This is a genomic window from Novipirellula rosea (assembly GCF_039541335.1).
GTDB lineage: Bacteria > Planctomycetota > Planctomycetia > Pirellulales > Pirellulaceae > Novipirellula > Novipirellula rosea.
On record NZ_BAABGA010000041.1, the window covers coordinates 22,945 to 48,062 of the forward strand.

The 25,118-nt window shown below is 54.4% G+C and carries 16 protein-coding genes; 9 read left to right on the forward strand and 7 right to left on the reverse strand.

Annotation, left to right across the window (positions count from 1 at the left end):
• Positions 1-41: 41 nt before the first annotated feature.
• A complete protein-coding gene (locus tag ABD971_RS17090) occupies positions 42-1,547 on the forward strand; it encodes an RtcB family protein (RefSeq protein WP_345324034.1) in 1,506 nt (501 codons plus the stop codon).
• Positions 1,540-2,580, forward strand: coding sequence for an RNA 3'-terminal phosphate cyclase (rtcA, locus tag ABD971_RS17095; protein ID WP_345324037.1), 1,041 nt, complete (start codon positions 1,540-1,542; stop codon positions 2,578-2,580). Before ABD971_RS17090 ends, rtcA begins: the two co-directional genes overlap by 8 nt.
• A 325-nt stretch (positions 2,581-2,905) precedes the next feature.
• Here the strand turns inward: rtcA and ABD971_RS17100 are convergent, their stop codons facing one another.
• A complete protein-coding gene (locus ABD971_RS17100; RefSeq protein WP_425571324.1) occupies positions 2,906-5,059 on the reverse strand; it encodes a M3 family metallopeptidase in 2,154 nt (717 codons plus the stop codon).
• Positions 5,060-5,281: 222 nt separating this feature from the next.
• Here ABD971_RS17100 and ABD971_RS17105 point away from each other — a divergent pair, with 222 nt between their 5' ends.
• Positions 5,282-7,438: an FAD-dependent oxidoreductase gene (locus tag ABD971_RS17105; protein WP_345324039.1), complete on the forward strand. Its 2,157-nt coding sequence runs from the start codon at positions 5,282-5,284 to the stop codon at positions 7,436-7,438.
• 197 nt (positions 7,439-7,635) lie between these two features.
• Here ABD971_RS17105 and ABD971_RS17110 read toward each other — a convergent pair whose 3' ends face one another.
• Entirely contained in the window at positions 7,636-8,835 is a 1,200-nt protein-coding gene (locus tag ABD971_RS17110; protein WP_339943319.1) for a sugar transferase, read from the reverse strand.
• 1,355 nt (positions 8,836-10,190) lie between these two features.
• On the opposite strand from ABD971_RS17110, the gene ABD971_RS17115 reads away from it, so the two are divergent.
• The 5 genes from ABD971_RS17115 (at position 10,191) to ABD971_RS17135 (ending at position 15,965) form a co-directional block, all read left to right on the forward strand.
• Complete coding sequence (locus ABD971_RS17115) at positions 10,191-11,123, forward strand: polysaccharide deacetylase family protein (protein ID WP_345324042.1); 933 nt, start codon at positions 10,191-10,193, stop codon at positions 11,121-11,123.
• Between the two features lie 65 nt (positions 11,124-11,188).
• Positions 11,189-12,508, forward strand: coding sequence for a lipopolysaccharide biosynthesis protein (locus tag ABD971_RS17120; RefSeq protein WP_345324044.1), 1,320 nt, complete (start codon positions 11,189-11,191; stop codon positions 12,506-12,508).
• An 11-nt stretch (positions 12,509-12,519) separates the two neighbouring features.
• The gene (locus tag ABD971_RS17125) at positions 12,520-13,749 is read left to right on the forward strand and encodes an O-antigen ligase family protein (protein WP_345324046.1); all 1,230 of its coding nucleotides are present in this window, start codon (positions 12,520-12,522) and stop codon (positions 13,747-13,749) included.
• Positions 13,736-14,758 carry a glycosyltransferase family 2 protein gene (locus ABD971_RS17130; RefSeq protein ID WP_345324048.1) on the forward strand — a complete coding sequence of 341 codons (1,023 nt, stop codon included), beginning with the start codon at positions 13,736-13,738 and terminating at the stop codon, positions 14,756-14,758. Before ABD971_RS17125 ends, ABD971_RS17130 begins: the two co-directional genes overlap by 14 nt.
• A 34-nt stretch (positions 14,759-14,792) precedes the next feature.
• Positions 14,793-15,965 carry a glycosyltransferase gene (locus ABD971_RS17135; protein WP_345324050.1) on the forward strand — a complete coding sequence of 391 codons (1,173 nt, stop codon included), beginning with the start codon at positions 14,793-14,795 and terminating at the stop codon, positions 15,963-15,965.
• Between the two features lie 125 nt (positions 15,966-16,090).
• Here ABD971_RS17135 and ABD971_RS17140 read toward each other — a convergent pair whose 3' ends face one another.
• Both ABD971_RS17140 and ABD971_RS17145 read right to left on the reverse strand, forming a co-directional pair.
• Positions 16,091-17,521 (reverse strand): GumC family protein, encoded by a 1,431-nt coding sequence (locus tag ABD971_RS17140; protein ID WP_345324052.1) that lies wholly within the window; start codon positions 17,519-17,521, stop codon positions 16,091-16,093.
• Positions 17,522-17,934: 413 nt separating this feature from the next.
• Entirely contained in the window at positions 17,935-19,284 is a 1,350-nt protein-coding gene (locus ABD971_RS17145) for a hypothetical protein (RefSeq protein WP_345324054.1), read from the reverse strand.
• Between the two features lie 197 nt (positions 19,285-19,481).
• On the opposite strand from ABD971_RS17145, the gene ABD971_RS17150 reads away from it, so the two are divergent.
• Positions 19,482-19,847 carry an ArsR/SmtB family transcription factor gene (locus ABD971_RS17150; protein ID WP_345324056.1) on the forward strand — a complete coding sequence of 122 codons (366 nt, stop codon included), beginning with the start codon at positions 19,482-19,484 and terminating at the stop codon, positions 19,845-19,847.
• Between the two features lie 801 nt (positions 19,848-20,648).
• On the opposite strand, the gene ABD971_RS17155 is transcribed toward ABD971_RS17150, so the two are convergent.
• From ABD971_RS17155 to ABD971_RS17165, 3 genes are all read right to left on the reverse strand, one after another.
• Positions 20,649-21,836 (reverse strand): serine hydrolase domain-containing protein, encoded by a 1,188-nt coding sequence (locus ABD971_RS17155; RefSeq protein WP_345324058.1) that lies wholly within the window; start codon positions 21,834-21,836, stop codon positions 20,649-20,651.
• An 85-nt stretch (positions 21,837-21,921) separates the two neighbouring features.
• Positions 21,922-23,142, reverse strand: coding sequence for a type II secretion system F family protein (locus ABD971_RS17160; protein WP_345324060.1), 1,221 nt, complete (start codon positions 23,140-23,142; stop codon positions 21,922-21,924).
• A gap of 149 nt (positions 23,143-23,291) precedes the next feature.
• Positions 23,292-24,986, reverse strand: a complete 1,695-nt coding sequence (locus ABD971_RS17165; protein ID WP_339943342.1) for a GspE/PulE family protein — start codon at positions 24,984-24,986, stop codon at positions 23,292-23,294.
• Positions 24,987-25,118 lie beyond the last annotated feature (132 nt).

Sequence of the window (25,118 nt, forward strand, 5' to 3'; positions counted from 1 at the left end):
ATGAACTGGCTCGCCCGTTCACTCGAATCAAAGGCATCGCAATGCATACGACGCTTCACAAGCCTGCACCAACTAGAATGATCGCGACCGGCGAAGCGACCGCGATTTTGCCGACCGAAACAACCGCTCCGATCAAAGTGATTGGGACCGAAGCAATTCGCGATACGTTTGATGACGTTTGTTTGCAGCAAGCGGTCAATTCGCGGCTCGCTCCCGGCGTGACCGATGTTGTGCTTAATCCCGATGCCCATCTCGGTTACGGAGCTCCGGTGGGATGTGTGATGGTCTCGCCCACGCACATTTACCCAGGACCCGTGGGAGTGGACATCAAATGTTCGATGAGTTTGTTGCAATTGGATATCCCTGCGGACGTCATCGAAGACCGACAAACACGACGTGCACTGATCTCGGCCATTTGTCAACGCACTCCGACCGGAGCAGGCAAAGGACAGCGAAGTGCCAAGAAGTCGCGTCTTGTGAACCGAACGTTAGGGAAGCAACTTGTTGTCGAAGGAGCCAGTGAAAGTGTTTGTCAGCAACTTGGAATTCCGGTTGAGTGGGCCGATCGATGCGAAGATTCGTTCCACCTTGGACATGACGAAACACGCGATGCGCTAGAGAGTCGTTTAGAGGTTCTGCTTGCTCAGCGGCACATGAGTAATTTTTCGGACAAGATGAGCCAATTGGGTTCGTATGGCGGAGGGAACCATTTCGGTGAATGCGAAGTGGTTCACGTCGGGGACGATGACCGTTCACGTTCGGTGGCCGAAACGTTTGGGCTGCGTGACGGCAAGGTCGCCTTTTTGTCGCATTGTGGATCGCGAGGTTTCGGACACAACTTGGCATCGGGCCAGTTCAAGACGTTGCAAAACAAGTTCAGCAAGTGGGATATTCCATTGCCGGCCGGAGATCGCCAATTGGTTTACGCACCGCTGGGAACAAGCGAAGCCGACGACTATTTGGACGACATGGCGCTGGGAGCCAATTTTGCAACCGCGAACCACTTGTTGATCAATGCTCTCGTACTAGAGGCGTTCCAAGAAGTATTGCCGGGAACGACAGGATCGTTGGTTTATTTCATCAGTCACAATATTGCACGCAAGGAGATCATGGATAATCGGCCGACATGGGTACATCGCAAAGGAGCGACACGTGCGTTTCCGGCCGGTCATTACGCTTTGCGTGAGACCCCGTTTGCCGATACTGGGCACCCGATTCTATTGCCGGGGAACCCGCGTGATGGATCGGCGGTGATGGTAGCGGATCCCGGTGCCGAGCAGGCGTGCTTTAGTGTCAATCACGGTGCCGGACGCACGCTCGGGCGACGTCATGCCAGTCGCGTGTTGGATCAAACAACGATTGACGATGAATTCGAGCAGCACGATATCCTCAGCAATTGCCGGTTTTATCCCAAGGATGAAGCTCCAGCGGCGTACAAGGATTTCGAGGAAGTGCTGCGATCGGTAAAGACCGCTGGATTGGCGAGTGAAGTCGCTCGCTTGAAGGCACGTTTCGTGATTAAGGATGCGAGTAAAGCGGATGATTGAAATTGATGGATCTCAGGGCGAGGGCGGCGGACAAATCCTCCGCTCCTCGCTCGCGCTTGCCGCGGTGACCAAGCAGCCGATTCGGATCGTCAATATTCGAGCCGGCCGCCGTAAACCAGGGCTGATGCGACAGCACCTCACGTCGGTACGAGCGGTAGCCGCGGTTTGTAATGCGGTGATCGAAGGTGATGCGATTGGATCGCAATCGATTACGTTCGAGCCAAGTGAATCCCGTGGTGGCGAGTTCGACTTCAAAGTCGGCACGGCAGGCAGCGCGGTCTTGGTCGCGCAAACCGTTTTGCCGTCTCTGATGCTCGCGGATCATCCGTCGTGTGTGACTTTCGAAGGGGGGACCCATAATCCAGCGGCACCCCCGTTGGACTTTTTCCGAGATTCGTTTTTGCCGCAATTGGCCAAGATGGGAGTCGCCAACGATGTTGAAATCGAAGCTTACGGGTTTTATCCCGCTGGCGGCGGAAAGTTTCAGTTGACGATCACTCCTTGTCGCACTTTAAAGGGGCTTGCGCTGATCGAGTGTGACGAGAAGGCGTCGCCATGCGTGACCGCGATCGTTTCGGCGATTCCCAAATCGGTGGGGCATCGTGAATGTGATACGATCCGGCGAAAAACAAAATGGGATGCCGACTGCTTTCACGTTCATGAAGTGTCCCAGCCTTGTGGCCCTGGCAACGTGGTGATGATCCAGTGGTCAACACCGAGTGTGACCGAGACATTCACCGGGTTTGGCAAGGTGGGCGTCAAGGCAGAGCACATCGCGCGAGGCGTTCTGCGGCAAACGCGAGCTCATATCGCCAGAGCGGTCCCGGTCGGCGAACATTTGGCCGATCAACTGATGCTGCCAATGGGATTGGCGGCAATGCAGGGACGAACAAGCGAATTTCGCAGCGGTCCGTTGTCGATGCACAGCAAGACGCACCTCGATGTGCTAAAGATCTTTTTGGATATCAAAGTGGACATCCAAGAGGACGACGAAAGCGGATCGGTGACGGTCCGCTTTGGACCGCAAGATTGACGCTTCACCTCGTTCCAATGCAATCGCTGAAAGCTCTGCTCGATCTCTCCCAAGCTGCGTTTGGGAGACGTGACACGGTGCAAGCAACCTCTCCCGAGCGTTAGCTTGGGAGAGGTCGAACGAGCCCTTTAGGCTTCGTTCGGGTGAGGGTCGACCGCGCAACCGAGCTTGCAACAGACCGCTAAATTGCTCGGACAGCCCTCACCCGAGCAATCGCTGAAGGCTCTGCTCGACCTGTGCCAAACTGCGTTTGGGAGAGGTGGCACACGGCTTCCTTTGTGCTGGCGAAACCACGTGCTACATGCATCTGCCGCGAGTCGCAGCCCTAGTCGACGGGGAAGCCGCGTTTGCGTAGCAGAGCGCTGGTGTCGACATCACGGCCTCGAAATCGACGGAATCCTTCGGCTGGATCAATGGTGTCGCCAACACTCATCACGTTGTCGTGCAAGCTTTTCGCGGTCGGTTTGTCGTAGAAACTGCCCGCTTCCTCGAACACCTCGACCGCGTCGGCAGTCAATGCGTCTGACCACAGGTAGCTGTAGTAACCCGCTGAATACGAATCGCTACTGAAAATGTGAGCGAACTGGGGCGTGCGGTGACGCATCGGGATCTCATCCGGCATGCCGATCTCCTTCAGAGTTTGTTTTTCAAACGCGTCGGGATCAATCGAGGTCTGGTCTGTGGTGTGCAATTTCATGTCGACAATCGCGCTGGACAAATACTCAACCGTGTCAAAGCCTTGGTTGAACTTAGATGCGTTTTTAATCTTATCCAGCAACGACTGAGGCATCGGTTTGCCTGTTTCGTAGTGCACCGCGTATTGGCTGAGTACCTCGGGTGTATCGAGCCAATGCTCCATGATCTGAGACGGGAATTCAACGTAATCACGCGCGACGCTAGTGCCGGCCTGCGAAGGATAATTTACCTTCGAGTTCAAGCTGTGTAGTGCATGTCCGAATTCGTGAAACAGCGTCACGGCGTCGTCCCACGAGATCAATGACGGCTTGCCTGCGACCCCTTTGACGAAGTTCGAGTTGTTGGAAACGACCGGCGTGATCGGTTCGTCGATATTTTCTTGGCTGCGGTAATCCATCATCCACGCGCCACTTCGTTTGCCTTCGCGAGCGTAGGGGTCGAGGTACCACAAACCGACGCGGTTGCCGTCAGCATCCTCGACTTTCCAAACGCGAACGTCGGGGTGAAACACGGGGACGTCTTTGATCTCGGTAAACTGCATGCCATACAATTCGCCAGCGGCCCACATCATCGCCTCGCGTAGTTTCTCCAGCTGCAGATACGGTTTGACTTCGTTGAAATCGAGATCGTATTTGTCTTTGCGCACTTTTTCGGCGTAGTAGCGGTAATCCCACGGAGCGATTGTGATGTTGGCGTTCTCGGAATCTGCGATCGCCTGCATATCGGCCACTTCTTCGCGTACACGCGCGACTGCTTTGGGCCACACCTTCATCATCAAATCCATCGTCGCAGCGGGCGTTTTGGCCATGGTCGGTTCTAATCGCCACTCGGCATGGTTCTTGTAGCCAAGCAATTTGGCTCGCGCGGCACGCAAGCTGAGGATTTCGGAGATGATCGCGTTGTTATCATGGGCGTCTCCGTTGTCGCCGCGGTTGTAATAATTTCGCCAAACGGTTTCCCGCAAATCGCGGTTGTCCGCGTTCGTCAGAAACGGATCCATCGATGATCGCGTGTTAGTCACAGCCCATTGGTCGGGGTGGTTGCGTTCTTCGGCAGCCGATTTCATCGCCGCAATCACGCTGTCAGGCAATCCGGCCAGATCGGCTTCGTTATCGATCCAGGTGACATAACCTTTTTCGTCCTCGAGCACGTTTTGGCTGAAATCGGTGAACAGTCGAGCCAATCGCGTATTGATTTGCGACAGCTTGGCCTTATCGCTCGAGTTCAGTTTCGCGCCTTGGCGGACGAAGGTCTTGTAGAGATCGTCGACCAATCGTTTTTGAGCGACGGTAAACGATTTCATCGCATCGCTTTGGTAGATCGCTTCGATACGTTTAAACAGTTTCTCGTTTTGATAGATGCTGTCACGGTGCTCGGACAACTTGGGGGCAACCGCACGTTCAATATCGGGGATCGGACCCACGTTCAGGTTGCTGGTGTGGACATCGAACAGCGTTTCCACACGGTCAAGCGTCTTGCCCGCTTTCTCCATTGCAACGATCGTGTTTTCAAACGTTGGTGGTTCGCTTTGGTTAGCGATTGCGTTGAGCTCTTCGCTCGCGATTTGAATCGCGGTCTCGATCGCCGGCAAAAATTCTTCTTGACGGACCAAGTTCCAAGGGGGAACGCCACCGTAGGGCCCCGTCCATGGTTTGAGCATTACAGAATCCGAACTCATTTCTTTTTTCTCGACTTTCGTGTCATCGGAGGCGGCAGCGGGGTTTTCGGCCGCCGTCACCCATTGCGGAGCAAGTACAAAGACGCTCACGACCAACGCGAGCATCTTGGGGAGGTAGGGATGAGGGTGAATCACAGAGAATTCCTTTTTTCAGACATCATCTTCAAGCAGCAAGTGTGAATTATCTTCGCTGGTATTCTACAATGTCTCAGCCAGACGTCATCGTCCATCAAGGGATGCGATTCGTTCTTTATCTCGCTTGCGATGCTGTCTTGGTATCCGTTCCTACCCACTCTCCTTAAAAAAATCTGCTCAGGATCTCCTGCTATGACTCGCTTGCTCTCGAGGCCACGTTTGTCCGTTTTAGGGCGACTACGATTTCATCTGCTCGTCTTCTTCGTCGCCACCACCGCGGTTTCCCAATGCAGTGCGGCGGATACTGCGTCCGAACAATATGACATCGTGGTTTACGGCGGCACATCCGCCGGGGTGATCGCGGCGGTCCAGGCAAAGAAGATGGGGAAGTCGGTGGTGATCGTGGGGCCCGACAAACATCTAGGTGGTTTGACCAGCGGCGGTTTAGGGTGGACCGATACAGGCAACAAGTCGGTGATCGGCGGATTGTCGCGAGATTTTTATCATCGAATTTGGAAAGCCTACGAGCGTCCTGAATCTTGGGTCCAGCAAACTCGCCAGCAATACGGTAACAAAGGCCAAGGAACGCGCGCGATCGATGGCAAGAACCGCACAATGTGGATTTTTGAGCCGCACGTTGCCGAGCAAGTTTACGAAGATTATATCCGCGAGTTTGAAATCCCTGTTGTCCGCGACGAGTATCTCGATCGCGAGTCGGGTGTCACGATGAAAGAGGGGCGAATCGCCGCGATTCGCATGCTCAGCGGGAAAACCTACGCGGGCAAAATGTTTATCGATGCCACGTACGAAGGCGACTTGATGGCCGCTGCCGGGGTGAGCTATCACGTTGGGCGTGAATCCGGTTCGACCTATGGCGAATCGTGGAATGGCGTTCAAACCGGAGTGCTGCATCATTCGCACCATTTCGGCATCCTCAAGAAACCGGTCAGCCCCTATGTCGTTGCGGATGATCCCTCCAGCGGCGTATTGCCTCGCGTCAGTCCCGATCCACCAGGCGAAAAAGGGGCGGGCGATCATCGCATCCAAGCCTATTGTTTTCGTATGTGTTTGACTAACGATCCCTCAAACCGAATTCCATTCGCCAAACCCGAAGGATACGATCCGTCGCAATACGAATTATTGGTTCGTATCTATGAGGCAGGATTCAATCAGACCTTTGGCAAATTTGATCCGATTCCAAACCACAAAACGGATACCAATAATCATGGACCGATGAGCACCGATAATATTGGGTTTAATTACGAGTATCCCGAGGCGAGCTACGAGAAGCGTCGCGAGATTATCAAAGAGCACGAAACCTATCAAAAAGGCTGGCTGTATTTCATTGCCAACGATCCTCGTGTACCCGAGCAAACGCAGACAGAAATGCGAAAATGGGGGCTGCCCAAAGACGAGTTTGTCGACAATGGCAATTGGTCGCACCAGTTGTATATTCGTGAAGCGCGTCGGATGGTTGGCAAATTCGTAATGACCGAACATGAATTGCTAAAACGTCGCGATACACCTGAGTCAGTAGGAATGGGATCCTATACAATGGATTCTCATAATGTACAGCGTTATATCACGCCGGAAGGTCACGTTCAAAACGAAGGTGACATCGGCGTCAGCACCAACGGGCCTTACGAGATCGCCTACGGATCGTTGGTTCCGAAGAAGCAAGAATGTGAAAACTTGCTCGTTCCGGTATGTGTTTCCAGTTCGCACATCGCGTTCGGCTCGATTCGCATGGAGCCGGTATTCATGATTTTGGGGCAAAGTTCGGCGACTGCGGCGGTAATAGCGATTGATAAAAAGATCGCAGTGCAAGATGTCCCCTATGACCAGCTTCGTGACCGTTTGCAAGCGGATGGACAAGTGTTGCATTACGCGGGCTCGACTAGCCATTCGGCACGCGAGCGGGTCTATCTGAAAGATTTGAAAGGAACCGTGGTTGATGATTCCAAGGCTCAATTAACGGGATCGTGGCGGCCCAGCACGTCTTCATCCAAGTTTGTCGAACATGGTTACGTCCACGATGACAACGCCGCGGATGGCAAAGCGTCGATTGCATTTGTGACCACGTTGCCAAAAGCGGGCGAATACGAAGTGCGGCTTGCGTATCCCGCGAATTCCAATCGAGCCAGTAACGTCAAGGTGACCGTGGATCACGCCGATGGTTCGACCACGGTTAGCGTGAACCAGACAAAGAATCCGCCGATCGAGTCGCTGTTTCTATCGCTGGGCAAATTTCGATTTGATGCGACCCGCAATGCAAGCGTTCGGATCGATAACGATGGAACCAACGGTCACGTCGTCGCCGATGCCGTGCAGTGGTTACCGGTTCGCTAGTCGGTTTCAAAAAGCAAATTCAAAAAGCAAAGCCAAAGTCGTTAAGACTTTGGCTTTTTTTGTTTGCCTGCGTACGGCACTGCTGAGTGAGCAGCACTGTTTAGCGAGCAGGTGTTCAGCGAAGCTCGGGCGAGGTGACGGAAAAGTGTTCGCACCGGTAGCATGGGCAGATGCCTCGCGGCTTCTGCGTCTCAAGTTTAGCGGCTGCCTTTGGCGCGAAGCGGCACGCCTACGGTCTGGGCCATCAGCGTCACGTCTTTCCAAAGGTTGGCGTTATCGACATAGGCAAGATCCATTCGCATCCATTCGTCGAACGTGTCCGCTTTTTCTTTGGCGACTTGCCAATTGCATGTGATACCGGGGCGAACGTCCAAGCGGCGCCGATGCCACGGTTGGCACGCTCGGCTCTCGCTAACAGGAAGAGGGCGGGGGCCAACGATCGACATGTCGCCTCGTAGCACGTTCCACAGTTGAGGCAATTCGTCAACGCAGGTGGATCGTAACATCTGACCAAACCGAGTGACACGAGGATCGTTGCGCATCTTGAATGCGGGGCCGTCACGTTCGCTCTTGTCTCGCAAGTCGGCTTGCTGTGATTCCGCGTTGACGACCATCGTCCGCAATTTGTAAATCGTAAACGGCACCCCGTCACGACCTTCGCGTGATTGCAGAAAGAACGCAGGTCCACCGTCACGTTTGATAACGGCTGCTGCTAATGCGATCACGGGGGCCGCGAATAATAATCCTGCGCTGGCGACGGCAACGTCGAATGTACGCTTGATGAGCGAATCGACTTGAAAGCTGACGTTGCTGACACGAGTCGACATCAGATCGAACGCGTCGCTGGAATGCGGCGTAGCCATCCGCGTCCCGCTGCCGATCAACTCGTCGTCATGAAATCGTCGGCGGTCTCGTCCAACGGGGTGCTTGTCGTGCAGTCGCACTTTGGTTCCGCCCGACTCTTGGTCGCCGCCGTTTGCGGATGAGTCGTCTGAATCGTCGTTGTTGAACGACTGCGGGTCATAGACGCTAAGCGAGATTTCCGCCTTCAGATGTGCGGTGCTTAGCAGTCCGTTTAAGCGGTCCATGACAATCCGGCCGCCCATCTCGGGTGTGTCGACTAGGAGCACACCGATGGTGAAGCGATTGACGTGCCCTTTTTCGTCGCTCATCCGCACGTTGCGGCGAACCAGCTTGGCAAGGCTGCGGGTGTTTTTTGCCGTTCGGTGAGCGCCACAAAGTTCAATTTGCAGAACGCAAAATGGAATGTTGCGTCGCACGGTTCGGGCACGCTCTCGGGCGATCTCACGATCAAATTCGCGACCCGTCAAGATCCATGTGTTGATGCGGCGTCGAGTTGTGTAGTTGGTCGCATAACGTGAAATCAGTTTTAGCACGGTGCACGTCCAATGGCAGAGGTAGAGATCAAGTTGGTGTGGTTCAGCATAGGTTCATCGTGAATGGTTACGGAGATCGCAACGCCCTGACCCCTCTCGAGTCGGGCTCATCCACTTCGGGTTTAAAGATACAAGTCCAACTGATTTTGAACAGTGTAACGAGTGAATGAATTAGGGGAATGCAAATTTTTGCTCCGCAAATTTCTCGCAATTTATTAGAACCGAGTCTAATTGCAACTCCTGTGATGCCTATCATCATTTTGGACTGTCATACCAAAATCATAATGATTCCATGTGCAATGGAGCGCAGTAAGGATGCGATCAGATCGATAACTCGCTTGCGGTTAGTGGTTAAATGATGCACGCAGCTTGCGGTTTATGGTGCTGATTGTGGCAATGGTTTTCCGCCTAGATTGAGGCCACGTTGGGCGGTAGGCCCCGTTCCTTTTTACTCGCTGTCAAAGGCCGGCGATCGATGGGAATGCCGAGATAGGGTGCCACGACCACGGCGTGCATCCAATCCTCGTTGGAACGCGAATGTTTTTTTTCCCTTTTTAACGGGGTTTGTGGCTCAGCAGAGCACGTCGATCCAGATCACAGTGCCGCTTGGATTGGTCAGTTGCCGCAGCGATGTGACCGAAAAAGCAGATCGAAGAAGATTCAAAGAATAAATGTAGAAGGATTTTTACCAATCATCTCAATCGCGATTCTTGTGCTACTTGGAATTGATAAAGACAGTTAGTAGGTCCACTAGTAGGGACGCGACGAGACGGGACGATATCACTGGGGTTGGATTGTGGCGGTATTGCTGAATTTAGTAATTCTAGGTTCTATACCCAACTGAATTCTGATAGGGGTTTTCCCCAATGTGATCTCCTTTTTCCAGCGATAAAGGTGCGGCGATTTAGCGCAGAATCCGCGTAGTTATGATAATCGGTGCCGCGGGTTGGATGTCGCGAATTGACTTTGAATTTGAGGTTGTCGCAATTGATTCACCAAGCATACTAATTGCAGTCGCCTGATCCCTTCGAGAACGAGCGGAAAATACCTATTGAATCTCCGTTTGACGCCGTTTTGTTCGGAACGGTTTGCGTGGCGGAGTGTTTATAACGGAGGCTTGGCCGGGGGTAGAGTCGGCCGGTCCGTGTCCAGTGCCCGAGGAACCATCGGCCGAAGTCCCATCGGCCGAACGACTCGTAATGTGGTGTTTGCGTGATTTCGAGGTCGATGTGCAGGTGCCCTAAACGACCGCCACCGGCAGCAATCGTGCCTAGCGAATTGTTTTTGAGTTCTTGCGATTGATCGAACTATCCGAAGGCTCCGCATTGCAAGAGCCGCATCTGTGAAGAATAACGTTGTCAAATTCTTTTTATTCGCGTCTCGCTGCACTCCAACGTGAATGGAAACAGAGTGTCATTGTTCGCACTCCATTGGCACTGGCGATTGCGGCGGGCGGTCGGACTCGTGTTTCCGATGCGTTTGGGATTTTGATGTACCACCGTGTTACCGACGCGGTTCGCGGTTATCCTTTTCCGACTCTGAACGTTACGCCGGAGCGTTTTCGCCGTCAACTAAGTGGATTATTAAATCGAGGCCATCAGGCGTGGCCTCTGCGCCGAGCGCTCGCGGCACATGCTGCAGGCGAAGTGATTCCACGCAACGTCTTCGTCGTGACCTTTGACGATGGCTATGCGAACAACTTCACGCAAGCTTTTCCGATTCTTCAAGAGCTTGGGATTCCTGCAACGATCTTCGTTGCCACCGCGTATTTGGATACCAACGAGCGATTTCCCTTCGAAGATTGGGCGCCGGCTGGATCCGACGCGGTTCCTGCCGATTCGTGGCGTCCGTTAACAACCGACGAATGCCATGCGATGATCGACAGTGGCATTATCGAACTTGGTGCTCACACGCACACTCATACCGCATACCGCCATCAACCCGAGCCGTTTCGCGAGGATTTGTTAACGTCGATGCAGATTCTACGTGAGCGATTTGGATATGAGGATTTGACATTCGCGTTTCCGTTTGGCAAGCGGCATCATGGATTAGCCGGACCGACGATGTCGCCCGCCGCACGGCAAGCTGGCGTGTTGTGTTCGCTGACCACCGAAAATGAATTGGTCAGCCCCGACAGCGACCCTTATGATTGGGGGCGATTCACGGTTTGCCAGGGCGATACGGGGGCTACGATCTCGGCCAAACTGAATGGATGGTATAGTTTCATCCGTGATGGATGGCGTGGGATCCGTCGACGTACCCGAGTAGGCGGCACCGTAACGACGTGAGATTACCTGCACTTTTACGGCGGAACCTATCACCTGCGTCCCCGGACGTGATTGGCGATGTTCGTATGCCTGTTTCGGATCGATTGCGAAGCGTACTGCAGAGTCCCAATTTGCGAGGAGGATCGCTATCGGTGCTGGATCAAGGGATCGTCAGTGCCACTAATTTTTTGACCACCGTGATGATTGGCAGGTGGTGTGGTCAAGATGGGCTGGGGATCTACTTTCTCGCGTTCAATATCGTGTTGCTATCGCGGAACATTCAATATCAATTAGTCGCTGGCCCTTATACGGTTTTCGCGCATCATCGGTCGCCGAACCAGCGGGCATCGTATGATGGCAGCACGCTGGTCCATCAATCGCTGTTAGCCATGTTTGCGGCAGTGATGACGTGGTTGTCGATTCGGTTTCTGATGCCCGATAGTGACTTGGCTTCCGGCGGGATACTGTTGGTCGTGCTGACGCTAACGCTGCCATTTATTCTGTTTCGTGAGTTCATTCGCCAAGTGGAATTGGCGCATCTGAATCTGATCAGCGTGGTTTCGATTGATGCCGTGGTCGCGGTGGTACAGCTTGTCGGTTTGGTGTCACTCGGTTGGCTCGGGGTGGTCAGTGTCGGACGTGCGTTTGCGTTGATTGGTGCCGGATCGTTATTGGCAGGAATGGGTTGGTTTGTCACGCGACGACCGAAATTTGAATTTCACGTGCCTGAGATTTTGGCCGATTGGCGAAAAAATTGGTCCTTTGGCAAATGGGCATTGGCAAGTCATTTGACTGGCAGTTCGATGCCATATTTAATGCCTTGGATCACGGTGGTGGTGCGTGGCGAAGAGGAAACGGGGCTATTTGCGGCATGCACGACTTTGATCGGATTGTCGAACGTGGTGGTGCTGGGGATCGATAGCTTTTTGACCGCACGCTGTGCCGCCAGTTTTGCCAGCGGAGGAACGCAGGCATTGAAGGGGATCTTGTGGCGTTTCATGGTGATCTTTTTGGTCCTGGTTGGCTTATTCTGCTTAGCCGTGATCGCGATCGGCGGACCAGTGGTTCAGTGGTTATACGGGGCGAAGTATGTCGGTGCTGGGCCGATCATGGTGTTGTTGGCGTTTGGTGTTTTAGCGCGTTCGATGGGGATTGTTGCCGGTGCGGGAATCTGGGCGATGCATCTGCCGAAGGCCAATTTGATCTCAGACGTATTGACGCTGGTTGTTGCCATGGCGGTGACTTATTTTGTGGTCGAGTCACATGGGGTGCTGGGGATCGCAATGGCAACGTTGGCGGGTTCGCTGGTCGGTGCGATTTCGCGAGGCACGACCGTCATCTACTTGTTACGACGTGTCACGCTCGCAGAGTCGGATGACGCTATCGCGTTATCAGTAAACCAATGAGGGGCTCGCAAGTGATACAACCGCGACTCGGCTATTTATTCGTCTTAAGCGTTCCAATGTGTGCGGCCGTCGCAACGCCGCGTGGTCTGGAGTTTGGCGGACTCAATTACACCGGTTGGTTGTGGTTGGGGATGCTGGTGTTGGGCGTGCTGTTGATCATGATCGAAAAGGCCATCTTTCGTGATCAGCGCTGCGTGCGTTTTCCCGTGATCCCATGGGCAGCGTACTTTGGTTTTAACTGGATTTCGTTAATTTGGGCCGATGATTTTGGGGCTCGCAATGTGCAAGATGCGATGCAAGTCAGCATGCCATTGGTGATTGGTGCTGCCGCCTCGATGTTCATTGAAACCAGCGGTCAATTACGCACGCTACAGCGGGTTTTTGTGATCTCGATGCTGCCTCTGTTCGTGTCGCTGATCATCTGGAAACTGGACCTGATGCCATCACTTGACTTTGACACCGGGATGCGGCCGTTGGGATTGACGGTCGGATTGGTGGGATGCGTTTTCCTGGCCATGGCGCCCCCGAAATATTTACTGGCGGTCGCAGGTTGGGCAGTCAGTTTGGCGATCTGTTTCGCCTCGGGTGGCCGAACGGTCACATTGTCGATACTGGCGTTGCCGATGCTACATCCTCGCATCGGAACGAAACTCGGCCGTGTCGTGTTGTGTGTGCTAATGTTGGTATTAGCCGTGGTTGTGTTTCATTCGGATAGCTTCCAGCAACGGTTCTTTTATTCGGGCCATGGAACGCTCGAAGATTTGATGGCAGGGGATGTCCGCGGTTCAGGCCGTTTCGACGCCTGGCCCAAAATCTTGGACCATGCGATGTTAAATCCTTGGCTCGGTCATGGAATCGGATCCGCTTATGACTATGTCGCCATCGTTTGGCCCGGGATGAATCATGTCCAAAACGATTACCTACGAGTGTTTTACGAAACTGGAGTCGTTGGATTTGTCATTTTTATTTTGGTTGCCATCTGGCAGACAATCAGTCTGTTCGGTCACGTGCGATCGAGCACGGGATTGGTCCAGCAGACATTTTTGGCCGCCTGGTTGGGGTGGTTGCTGTTCCTGATCAATGCGACGACCGGCAATCCGATCTCCTACAACCTGTGGTTCATGAACCCGCTCTTCGCATTGATGGGCGCGGCTTATGGCGTCCACGCCTTACAGTCCGACGCGTCGTCGTCCGTTTCGCCTGATCCTCAAGATAACCTTCATTTCTATGACCAAGCCTGATATTTCGATCGTCATTTGTACGCACAAGCGTCCCGATATGCTCAAGGACGCATTGTCGAGTTTGATTCGCCAGGAGACTGATGGCGAATTCACCTACGAAGTGCTTGTCGTGTTTTCGTCGTGTCCGATCGAACAAGAATTGATCGACGAACTGCAGCAACAGACCGACGCACCACTGCGTGCGGTGATGCAAACGCGGCCTGGGCAAGTGGCCGCCCGAAACCTCGGGCTTGATGAAGCCCATGGTGAATGGATTGCAAATTTTGACGACGACCAAATTGCCGAACCGTACTGGCTGAAAGAGCTGTGGAAGACAGCGGTCGAGCATCAATGCGAATGTGTCGGCGGTGCTTTGCAGCTTCATTTCCCCGATGGCTGTGATCGCGAATTGACGCCGAAAATGCAGCGGATGCTCGGGGCAACGGTGCCATGGGATACCGTTCGTCCTTATACCGATCAACAAGGTCCCGGTTCGGGAAACCAGATGTTGCACCGGCGTGTGTTCGAAAAGCTCGGTAAATATGACGAGTCGTTCACGCTCCGTGGTTACGACACCGATATGTATCGGCGCATCCGCATGGCTGGTTTCAAGTCTTGGTTCAATCCGCGTGCGCTCGGTTACCACGTGACGCCGTCGTCGCGATTAGAAGACCAGTACTTTAAAGAAACATCGTTGCACAACGGTTGGAGTTTTTCACGACGCGATCAATTAGAACGTGGATCGTTGAAAACGTTGCTGATCGCGGCGGCGCGAGCGGCTCAGTCAGCACTGCTGATTTGGCCTGGTCTGCTCGTCTCGCGAATCAGCGGCGGATCGAGTGACAATATTGACCGGCCGATCCAACTGTGGCGTAACGAAGGTTACATTCGCTGTACCCTTCATGCGTTATCGCCAAAAATGTTCCCTCAACGTCGTTTCTTTGATCGATACGAATTTCGTCCCGAGGTTCGCATGGCGAAACTAGCGAAAGCATCGGTGGTCACCGAGCCCGTGACAACGCAAGCTTAACCCGGCTTGTTCTCTTCGAATTGGAAATGCGACGATGCGAATACTGTTGTGTCATAACTACTATCAACAAGCCGGCGGCGAGGATCAATCGTTTGCCGAAGAGGCGGATCTTGTCACCCGACATGGTCACTCGGTCGTTCGCTACACGCTGCACAATGATGCAATCAAGACGATGGGGAAATTGGAGGTTGCGTCACGGACGATTTTTAATCGGAACTCCTATCGCGATCTGCGTCGATTGATCCAGCGTGAGAAACCCGATGTAATGCACTGCACCAATACGTTTCCGCTAATCTCGCCTGCGGCCTACTACGCGGCGAATCGGGAACGGGTGCCAGTGGTGCAGTCGCTGCGGAATTATCGCTTGATGTGCCCCGATGCCTACTTGTATCGCGACAACAAGCCATGCGAGCTGTGCGTGGGCAAATTGTTTCCGTGGCCTGCGATCAAGCATCGGTGTTATCGTGGCAACCGGGCTGCCACCGCCACGGTCGCCTCGATGTTAACGGTCCATCGGTTGTTGGGAACCTATCAACGACGCGTCGGCATGTTTTACGCTTTGACCGAATTTGGTCGGCAAAAGTACATTCAAGGTGGTTTGCCGGAGCAGAAGTTGGCGGTGATGGCCAATTTCCTCGATTGTGATCCTGGCGTCGGAACCGGGACGGGCGGCTACGCGTTATTTGCTGGCCGCTTGTCGCCTGAAAAAGGCTTGGACACGCTGCTGGCGGCGTGGCGACAAATGTCCCCGGCGATCCCCCTGAAAATCGTGGGCGATGGTCCGATGGCCGACGCGGTGCAGCAAGCCGCAGCGGAGAATCCGGCGATCACTTGGCTTGGCCGCCGACCGAATCAAGAGATATTGAGCTTGGTCGGCGAAGCATCCTGTTTGGTCTTTCCCTCGCTCTGGTACGAGGGGTTGCCACGTACGATTGTCGAAGCGTTTGCCAAGGGAACGCCCGTGGTCGCGTCGAATCTAGGCGCGATGGCGGAATTGATCGAGCACGATCGCTCGGGGATTTTGTTCGAACCCGCCAATCCCGATGCGTTGGCGAATTGTGTCAGCGCAGAGTCACAGCGACCCGATGGATGGCAGCGAATGCGGTCCGCAGCACGCCAACGCTACTTGGACAAACACACCGCCGAAATCTGCTACGACCGATTGATGGAGATCTATCGTCAGGCCCGCGAGAACAGCAGGACTTAAGTAGCTAGGCAGGAGTCCGACCGTTTGTTAGCCGTTTTGGCTAACGGCGTGAAGTATTTCGTAGCGGAACTCGTCAAGAGTTTCGGGCTCGGCTTGCGCCGCAGCATTGTAGATGTTCGGTTCTATCAGCCTTTTTGGCGACTCAAGAATTCGGGCTTCGGGACAGGAGAAAACGGTTCACGTCGCCATTCGGCGGCCGGCGATGGATCATGCTGGATCACGGGTTCGCGGAAGTATTCGATCAGCAGTGCCAATCCACAGCTGGCCATCAACGCCAACATGAATCCTGCGACCATGGCGAGCTTCTTTTTCGGTGCCACGGGAATGGCGACAAACGTCGGCGCTTGCATGACGCTGACGTTCGAGATCTTTTCGAGCTGCATGGCTTCATCAATTCTTGCTTGTTCACGCCGCTGCAGATTTGCCAAGTATTCGGATTCGAGTTGATTGACTCGCCGTTCTCCTTGTGCCAACACGATCTCTTGGTCGTTCAGAGCGAGCAGGTCGTCGTGTAGTTCGGTCTGGTACTGGACCAGCGAATCAAGGCGAGCACGCAAGGCTTTGACCTCAGCCTCTTCGACAGCAATGATTGCCGACTGCATGCTGGAATGAGTCGGTGTTTCGTCGTCAAACACGCTACGCAGCGTTTCCAATTGGTGATGTACCGCTGCGACTTCGGGATGATCGTTGGTTTTGCGAGCGAGCAGGTCTTTTTCTTTCGATTCGAGCTGGAAGAGCTGCTCACGCATCGCCGCCAATCCATCATTGGGTTGGCCGCCGACCATTTGGCGAACCAAAGATTGGGGCAGTTGTGACAGCTTGTCACGCAACGCTAACATTTTCGCTTCCGAGGAGGCGAGGTTGGTACGCGACTCGGCAACGTCGCGATCGACGCGGGCAAGTTCTTCTTCGAGTCCGCGGCGTCGTCCTTCGTACGATGCCAGTTTGTAGCTACTTTTGAGGTCGCGTAGTTCGAGGTTCGCTTTTTCGAGTTGCTGTTGAAGCGATTGCGTTTGTACATCAAAGAAATCAAACGATCCGCTACTCCGCGTCACTCGCATGTGTTCATCGCGAAACGTAGCCAAGATTGCATCGAGGGTCTGTTGCGCCAGTTCGGGGGTTTCCCCTGTGCAGGAAACGCGGATCACGTACGAGGTTCGTGGCGACGAAATGGTCACCTTTTTTGCCAGGCTCGAGATCGCAATTTCACGTTCCCGGGGCGTTGCAAATGTCTCGTCGTGCGAGAGCTTCTCGAACGCTTTTTCGATGATCGATCGGCTTTCCAGATGCTCGATCAGCGAATTGATGTCGGCTTCTCGGCTTGCATTCAAACTGACGGTTTGCCCGGTCGACGCGGTTGAGTCCAGGCCGACGTTTTCGCGACCCAACCGTACAAACAACTTGGCTTCGGATTCATAGGTATCCGGGTAATGAAACAGGACGGCAGCAAGTCCGATCATCGACAACACGACCAAGATGCTGATCATTTTCCAATGGTTGCAAAACACATCGGTGATTTCGCGTAAAGTCCAGTTGCGTGAGGACATGGCTGGCATAATTCCGCTCCGGTTGTGCGGGTTGGATGAGTTGTAGCGACAGCGGAATCAGCGGCCGTTATCAATCGGCAAGGTGTGGGGGCGATTTGGGAAGTCTCGCGGTGGTTCACGGTCCCCAATTGATTCCTAAAATACGGCTTTTTTGAGTCATTCGGCAGCAAGTCGATTGACTTTCCGAATACACAAAAACCGTGGTTTCAGTCTACTTCCTCGACGTTGATCGTCTAGGCGTCGTTTGCTGGAATTCGGACATATCGCCGCTGTCCAAGCTTGGTCGGTGTTTGGCGATCGGTATTCCGACTGCGGTTAGAGAATGGATCGCAATAGGGTTTCGCGGGGCTGAGCGGCCCATTAAGTTGCCTCGCTCGAGGCATCGACGCTGCAGATCATTGCCTGCAACCTTTGCGGGGCGACTAGCTGCGGTCACTCGACTCTTGGTTTTTCGAGTGCTTTTTGATCAGCTCGTCGACTCGTTCCCGGGCCTGTTCACGCGACACGTCGTCGGCGGCCGCTTTGTCGGGAAAACCCAAGTCGTCAAGCAGAAAACTGAACGTAGGATGGCGTTCTGCACGCGTGAATCCAACGTCCGCAAGCGAGACGTCGTGAAGCAATGCGATCGTTGCCATCGCGACATCGCCTAATTGAGTGGTCAGTTTTTCACCGCGAGCATAACCTCGCTCGCTGACGACCCGAGTATCGTCGAGCAAATTGACCACTAACGCCGTGTCGGCTTTGTCGCCAAAACGTGAGATCGTTTGCAGTGCCATTGCAATCGTTTCGACCGAGGTTGCTTCGGCCAACGTTCGTCGTGCCAGCGGAAGTGCGCGTTGCAAATCCCAGCTCATGGCAAAGAACAGGATCTCGGCCCGGTTGTTCAAACTGCTGCGATTGACCCATCCGCTGACTAACGCGTCGGTGGGCCCGCCGAGTTGGATGTCGCGATGAAGACGATTGGCTGCCTCTTTTCGCAACAGTGAAATCATCAAGCTTTCAAAGTCTTGATTGAAGGGCACGTTGGGGTCGTTTGCCGGCAGCAGCAACGCGATCACATCAGCACGACTGGGGACTTCGAGTTGAACGAACATTTTGTTTTGGACGCGACCCATCGCTGCGGTCATCGCCATAAAGCGTTCACGCGGCGAACCCGCCAGCGACTTAGTGATATCGGGATGTTCGAGCATCAGTTCGACAAACATTTCGCGAACACTCGGTGAATCTCCCATAAAGTCTTGGGTTTCTCGCCATCCATCAAACTCGACGTCATCACCAGCCAAGAAGGCATCGATGCGAATTTGCAAATCGCCCTCGGTTAACTGACGAACCAATTGTTCGGTGCGCAGTCGGACTTCGGGGTCGGTGGCATTGGTGGCTGCAAGACGCAATGCAGGCAGGATTTCGATTCCACGCTGCATCAAATGGCTCGCTGCCCGCTCACGCATCGCGAAGGAATCGGCGCCGAGATCCTCGATCCACTTTTGGATTTGCGGATCTTCGCTCCCCGCAGAATCTTTGCGACCAGAGTCGTCAGATGTCTCCGATTCCACGGCAGCCTGCGGGGCCCCCGCCGTTTCCTGAGCGATGGCCGCAGCATGCCAGTCGGTGATCGCCGAGATGACCAGGACGATGGTCAAAATCACAGGGAGCTTGGAAGCGTAAAAATGCATTTCTTTCTCGAGGCGGAGATGAACCAGGCAGTGAATCAATGCAATCAGTGGGGCAAGGTCACCGCCATCGTAGCGAGCAGCCTTATTGTAGCGAAACAAGGCAGTGCTGGCCGCCCCGCAAAAACACGAGGTTTTAATGCAATTGGGCTTGAAATTGGCCTGGAATCGGCCCGGAATCGGCCCGGAAACATCGATCCACTGCCGCCTGTTCCCCCCCATGATTGTTTGATCACAAATCGTGAGGTTTCAATTGACACCTCGTCAGCTCGCGATAGGTTAGTGGTTGGAGATCCTCTATGGCAAAAAAGAAAGCAGTATCGACGTCCGCGAAAGCGGTTGACCGTGCATCGGCAAAGCCGGAGGTGCGGCCGACGGCCAGCGGCGCCACGGCGTTTACAGAGGCGGCCGAGTGTTTGAAGACGATTGCCCATCCGGTGCGATTGCGGATGATCCAATTGTTGTTGACGGGACGCTACACCGTTGGCGAACTTGCCGCCGATTGCCAGATCCCTGACAACGTTGCATCGGAGCATCTACGGCTAATGCAGCGGTGTGGGTTTTTCACCAGCGAACGCGAGGGCCGCCGCGTCTACTATCAAGTCGCCGAACCCCACCTAAAGCAACTAATGGCCTGTATCGAAAGCCGATTCCTGCCTCAGTAGCCGCATCAAGTGTGGGATAGGCTTCCAGCCTGTCATCATGCGCAACTCCACCTCCTCAAAAAGTCTTTCGCCTTTTAAAAGTGATCCGCGGGCATCGCTTTTGAAGGAATGTGACCGGCGACCAGCAATTGAGCCCTCAAGTATGAACGGGGTGTAGGCAGCGACGCGTGCTTTCGGACAGACGAATGAATCCATAGGGACTATTCGATGCCTCTACTTTGGTGGCGGCACGGCGCAAGCCGTCCGATTGCAGCGAGTAAAACGTTCGAATTAGACCGGGCGGATTGCGCCGCACCGCTACAAACACCATCCGTTTAGTGCCAAAGTAGATGACATTGATCTAACGCTGGAATGCTAAAACTTTGGCATTGACGTCGGATATTGAGGTGAGTTTTTCTTCCAGCCTATAACGCAGTTACCTCTCCACCGACGAAGGTGACTGCTGAAGTCGTAGCAAACGCACAGGCCGGAGGCCGACAGATAGACTGCCGTTGGCGTGAGCCAACGGTTTAGGGGCGATTTGTCACCGTAAGGCCGGAGGCCGACACACTGGCAGCAGATGTGTCGCCCTCCGGGCTATGTTTTTCCGCCTCTCCTGACCGGTAGCTTACGCTACCGGCAGAGGGTGTATCGGCCTCCGGCCTGCAATCAATGCTACTAAATCAGCAGTCACCGACGAAGGTGGAGAGGTGGCAGAAAGCCAGCGCAACCAAAAGTTAATTGCTGCTGCGGGGGGTGATCGAGTCCATGACATTTCGCGGCTCGGTGATTAGAAACTGCCGAGTCAGTATGATCAGTGACTCACTGCTTCACGGCGTCGGCGGCGATCGTGCCGATCTCTCCCGCGAGTGCGTTGACGCTGCCTTTGCCGTTGGGGTGAACTCGATTGCTTAAGAAGATCACAAAGAGTTTCAGTTCAGGGTCGATCCACATCGCGGTACCGGTGAATCCGCCGTGCCCAAACGCGGTGGCTGTCATCGTTTTGCCCCGGTTGGATGAGTACCCGGATTGCTTGTCCCAGCCGAGACCGCGCAAGGCATCGCCGGGAACGGCGTAAGCAGCGGTCATCAAATCAAAGGTTTTTTTCGATACGATCGTGGTGTCACCAAGGCTTCCACGGTTGCACATCGCGGTTGCATAAACGGCCAGATCCGCAGCGGTGCTGAACAGCCCCGCATGTCCGGCGACACCACCGAGCGCATAGGCTCGTGGGTCGTGCACTTCGCCTTGCATCCAGTGTCCGTTTCGTTGCTGCGTCGTGGCGGCACGCTGCTGTAGTGGCGTCGCCGGTTTGTAGCTTGTTTCTTTCATCTCCAGCGGCGCAAAGATGGCTTGTTGCGAATAGGCATTCAGATCCATTCCGGTTTTGCGACGAACGATTTCTCCGAGCACAATGAAGCCCACGTCGGAATAGCGAAACTTTGAACCCGTCGGGTAGTTCAGTCCCAGATTCATCACATTCTGTATCGCGGACTCGGGCGATTCGGTGTAATCAGAGATCGCATTATCAGGTGTCAGCCCGCTGGTATGCAGCAACAACTGCTTGATCGTGATCCCTTCTTTGCCATGATTGCCAAACTCGGGCAAGTGCTGCGACACCGTGTCCTCCAGATCGATTCGGCCCTGATCGATAAGCGTCATCACGCTGGTGGCAGTCGCGATCGGTTTTGTCAACGAGGCAAGATCAAACACCGTGTCCACTGTCATCGGAATCGGCGTTGGTTCGATTTGGCGATGTCCATAGGCCCGCTGGAACACGAGATCGCCTTGATAGCCGATAACGACCACGGCACCCGGAAGCTTATTTTCCGCGATCGCTTTGTTGACCAAGTCGTCAATCGATTCAAAGGCGTCCGATTTCAGTGCGGACGGCTTCGCAGGTCCCGGTTCCGACGCAAACGACGGTACGGCAATCAACGATATGGCAAGCAACGATATGGCAAGCAAGGTGATGGCCAAAACAACGTATCGGCAGGCGATTGTTTGCATCGTAAAACCAAAGGAGGGCAAGTGTTGACGTGGCGATGCCGCGGGGCATCGCCGCGTCAACAGGCGGGGGAATCACAGGTGGGCTCTATAGCGTTGTGCTGCTCTTCAATACGGGGACCAGCAGCGCCATGACGACGGCAAGCACCAACACGGCCATGATCAGCAACATCAGCGGTTCGAGCAAGCGGACGAACAAATCGAGTCGACGAAACGTTCGCTTTTCGAGTGAATCGGCGATCTCGGGCAGCACGCGGTCCAATGAGTTGCTTTCTTCGCCGACGCTGATCATTTCGGTCACGCTAACGGGCATGTAGCCGGATGCCCGCAGCGGCGACGCCAAACTTTCCCCACTACGGATGTTCTCGGTTGCATTGGCAATCGATTTACTGAGCAAACGGTTGCCGGTTGCACTGCGGCTGATTTCGAGTGACCTCAGGATCGGAACCCCGTTACCAAGCAGCGTACCGAGTACCCGGCAGAAACGAGCGACGGCGAGATTCATTAGGATATCGCCGAGCACCGGGATTTTTAATTTGATACGGTCAGCCCACTCCTGGCCCGATTCGCTGTCGAGTTTGATTTTGATCAAGATCAACACAACCACCATCACAACCAAGAATAGCCAACCCCATTGCTGCAGAAATTGGCTGAAGCTTAACAGCGCTTCGGTGGCCCACGGCATTTCGCCTTTGCGACGCAGCCGATCAAACAGCATGTCAAACTTGGGGACGAAGAACACCAGCAATGCGACAATCACCACGCTGCCCACTGAAAACAGAAAGACGGGATAGGCCATCGCGCTGACCGTGCGGCCTTTGAGGTCTTCTTGTAGTTCGGTGAACGTGCCGACGCGATCGAGTGCGTCTTCGAGGAATCCACCCTCGGCACCGGCCCGCACCATGTTGGTTCCCATGTCACTAAAGACACCTGGATAACGAGCCATCGTTTGGCCCAGCGTTTCGCCTTCCTCGACCCGTTCGCGAACGTCGTGCAAGACCTCTTTCAGAACTGCGTTGGAGGTTTGCGAGCCGAGAACGTTCAGCGAACGAATCATCGGCACGCCACTGCGCAGCAGCGAGGCAAGTTGACTGTAGAAGACCGCCATCGTTTGTCCGTTCACCTTTTGGCGGCGATTGAACAAACTGCCCAGCGAAGGTGATTTGCTTTTGGCAACGTCGCTGACTTTGACCGGAAACAAAGACCGCTCGGACAGCATCGAGGTGACTTCACGCTCCGTGCCCGCTTCGATGGTTCCGTTGACCTGTTTGCCGGTCGAGTCGCGGGCGGTGTAAGCAAAGGTTGGCATTGGGGCGGGCGTTCTAGAAGTTTGAAGATGGGCGTGTGAAATTGGATGTTGTTGCTAGGAACCGGGCCGACTGGAACCGGGCGGACTGGAATCGGGCGGACTGGGAATCGGGCCTACACGATGCTAAGTGTCTCTTTTCCCATGCATGCTTAGGCGATCGCTTCGCCCTTGGTAACACGCAGCACTTCATCGACACTGGTTTGTCCCGCGATGACTTTGTCCCAAGCGTCCATTCGCAGCGTCCGCATGCCGTTTTTCACCGCTTCTTTGCGGATATCCCAACTGCTGGCGCGGTCTTGCGCGAGTTGACGAATGGTATCGGAGGTCACTAGTAATTCGTAAATACCCATCCGTCCCGAATAGCCAACGTGGCGACATTCGCGGCAACCGACGCTGCGATACAGCACCGCGTCGCCGGCGCGATCCCAGGGGAAGTCACTTGGCACTTCGGACTTCGCATCGGTCATCGGTTGTTTGCAATGTTTGCACAAACGACGCACCAGTCGCTGAGCCATCACGGCTTCGACAGTCCCTGCGACCAAGAACGGCTCGACGCCCATGTCGCCCATTCGGGTGAACGCTCCCGCGGCATCATTGGTGTGGAGCGTACTGAATACCAAGTGACCCGTTAGCGATGCTTGGATCGCATTTTCAGCGGTCTCGAGGTCACGAATTTCCCCCACCAGCACGACGTCGGGGTCATGACGCAGGATACTGCGAAGTGATGCGGCAAACGTCAGTCCGATTTTGGGATGGACTTGAATCTGGTTGATGCCATCAAGCTGATACTCGACCGGGTCTTCGGTCGTAATGATCTTGGTTTCGGGGCTGCGGATCTGCAGCAAACTGCTGTACAGCGTCGTCGTTTTACCCGAGCCGGTGGGGCCGGTGACCAGCACGATGCCGTGAGGATATTCGATGATCTTGCTAAACGTTTCGTAGATTTGCGGGTTCATCCCTAAGCCTTCGAGGTTGAACACCATCGATGACTTGTCCAACACACGCATGACCAGACCTTCGCCATGGATCATCGGGATCACGCTGAGCCGGATATCGACTTCGCGGCCGTGCACTCGCAGTTTGATCCGTCCGTCCTGCGGCAACCGTTTCTCGGCAATGTTCATCCGAGCCATGATTTTTAGTCGGCTAATGATCGCCGCTTGGAATCGATTGATCTCCGGTGGAGCGGGTTGCGGGTGCAGGATGCCGTCGATGCGATAACGGATTTGGATCCCATCCGATTGGCTTTCGATGTGAATATCGCTCGCACGCGTTTCGATCGCTTCGAGCAGAATTTCGTTGACCAATCGAACGACCGACGCCTCTTGCGCCATTTCGCTCAATTCGCTGCCGTCGGATTCAAACGCATCGAGCAATTCGACGTCGTCGTCATCGACCGCCGCCATCAGGCCTTCGACCGTTTCGCTACCGACGCCAAGATGCTGTTTGACCAAGCGTGCGATTTCAGCCCGTTCGGCGACAACCGGAATGATATTTTTGCCCGTCGCCGCACTCGCTTCGTCAAGCGGATACAGATCGAGCGGATCGGACGTCGCCACGACGATCGAACCATCCTCGAAACCAATCGGGAACAGTGATTGGCGATAGATCAGTTTTTGCGGAAACCCTTCGAGCGCTTTCAGGTCGACGTCGGTTTCGCGGAGATCGACGTAATCGAGACCGACTTCTTCGGCCAATGCACCGAGCGCGTCACGCTCGGCAATGTATCCCAACTCGATCGCGGCTTGAACGACGCTTGGTGAGTCGCTTTGCCGGCTTTGTTCGAGTTGTTCGGGGGTGAGTAATCCGCGTCGTTTCAGGATTTCACCAGCATGCATGATCATCTTTTCGATCTTTCTAGCAATGTATTGGGTCAAGCGGCGTGAGGGGATGCCGCGATGCAGTCGTCGCTCAGCGGGGGGCGGTCAGCGACTCTTTCAAGTGTAACGCAATTCGCGGAAGAATTCATTTCACAA

Excerpts from the sequence above, each read along its gene's own strand:
- ABD971_RS17105 (WP_345324039.1), top strand. The coding sequence starts at position 5,282 with ATGACTCGCTTGCTCTCGAGGCCACGTTTGTCCGTTTTAGGGCGACTA.
- ABD971_RS17160 (WP_345324060.1), bottom strand. The coding sequence starts at position 23,142 with ATGCCAACCTTTGCTTACACCGCCCGCGACTCGACCGGCAAACAGGTC.
- ABD971_RS17155 (WP_345324058.1), bottom strand. The coding sequence starts at position 21,836 with ATGCAAACAATCGCCTGCCGATACGTTGTTTTGGCCATCACCTTGCTT.
- ABD971_RS17090 (WP_345324034.1), top strand. The coding sequence starts at position 42 with ATGCATACGACGCTTCACAAGCCTGCACCAACTAGAATGATCGCGACC.
- ABD971_RS17135 (WP_345324050.1), top strand. The coding sequence starts at position 14,793 with ATGCGAATACTGTTGTGTCATAACTACTATCAACAAGCCGGCGGCGAG.
- ABD971_RS17140 (WP_345324052.1), bottom strand. The coding sequence starts at position 17,521 with ATGCCAGCCATGTCCTCACGCAACTGGACTTTACGCGAAATCACCGAT.
- rtcA (WP_345324037.1), top strand. The coding sequence starts at position 1,540 with ATGATTGAAATTGATGGATCTCAGGGCGAGGGCGGCGGACAAATCCTC.
- ABD971_RS17100 (WP_425571324.1), bottom strand. The coding sequence starts at position 5,059 with ATGCTCGCGTTGGTCGTGAGCGTCTTTGTACTTGCTCCGCAATGGGTG.
- ABD971_RS17130 (WP_345324048.1), top strand. The coding sequence starts at position 13,736 with ATGACCAAGCCTGATATTTCGATCGTCATTTGTACGCACAAGCGTCCC.
- ABD971_RS17120 (WP_345324044.1), top strand. The coding sequence starts at position 11,189 with ATGCCTGTTTCGGATCGATTGCGAAGCGTACTGCAGAGTCCCAATTTG.
- ABD971_RS17165 (WP_339943342.1), bottom strand. The coding sequence starts at position 24,986 with ATGATCATGCATGCTGGTGAAATCCTGAAACGACGCGGATTACTCACC.
- ABD971_RS17150 (WP_345324056.1), top strand. The coding sequence starts at position 19,482 with ATGGCAAAAAAGAAAGCAGTATCGACGTCCGCGAAAGCGGTTGACCGT.